General features: G+C 47.9%; 1 protein-coding gene. It reads left to right on the forward strand.

What is annotated here, in order from left to right:
• Nucleotides 1–106: 106 nt before the first annotated feature.
• The coding region (locus P1S59_14535) for a transposase (protein ID MDF1527442.1) at nt 107–872 on the forward strand (766 nt) is incomplete at its 3' end.

The following is an 872-nucleotide window of genomic DNA, read 5'->3' on the forward strand; positions in this document are numbered from 1 at the left end:
GGCGTGAATTTCACAATATCCCTGTCAACCTTAAGCCTATCATATCCCCTCAATAGCATTTGGCAAGGGTCTTGCTACGTCTTCTGTATTTGCACAGGAGGCAAGCATGTCCAGAAAACCCCGCCTCGAATTCCCAGGCGCGATCTACCACATCAACCACAGAGGGAACCACCAGGAACACATCTACCGTGACAATGACGACAGAAAGCTGTTCCTGAAGTTACTCAAAACCACGATCCAAAGGATGAACTGGATCTGTCACGCCTACTGTCTCATGGGAAACCATTATCACATCTTGATCGAGATCCCGGAAGGGATTCTGTCCAGAGGAATGGCCTGGCTAAATGGTGTGTACACTCAGAAGTTCAACCAAAAATATGAGCTTACCGGACATCTTTTTCAGGGAAGGTTCAAATCCAAACCGATCGAAGACAACATGCAGTTCCTCACAGCGGCAAGATATATTGTCCGGAATCCGGTCGAGGCAAATATGGTTGAGAAGGCCGAACATTGGCCATGGAGCAGCTACAGGGCCACTGCAGGGAGTATCGCTCCGCCCGGATTTCTGTTTGTCGATGATGTCCTCTCCTGTCTTAGCAAGGAAAGGCCCAAAGCTCAGTCCTATTTCCAGGAGTTCGTTAGAATGGAGTTAAAGGATAATGACGATGAGATCATCAGGCTGTTCCAGGAGGTATATTCAGGGGAAAGAGAGCCAGTCTTTTCAAAGAGGGTACAAACCGTATTGGACATGGAGAGCTCTATCAGTCCTGTCCCCAGAAACTTGAGGGTTATAAGCAGGCCGGTTTTGGCTGAACTTTTCGCTGGTTGTAAATATGGCGATCTTGATACGAGAAACAAGATCATCCAGGACG

The organism is bacterium, assembly GCA_029210965.1.
In the GTDB taxonomy this organism is placed as follows: domain Bacteria; phylum BMS3Abin14; class BMS3Abin14; order BMS3Abin14; family BMS3Abin14; genus JALHUC01.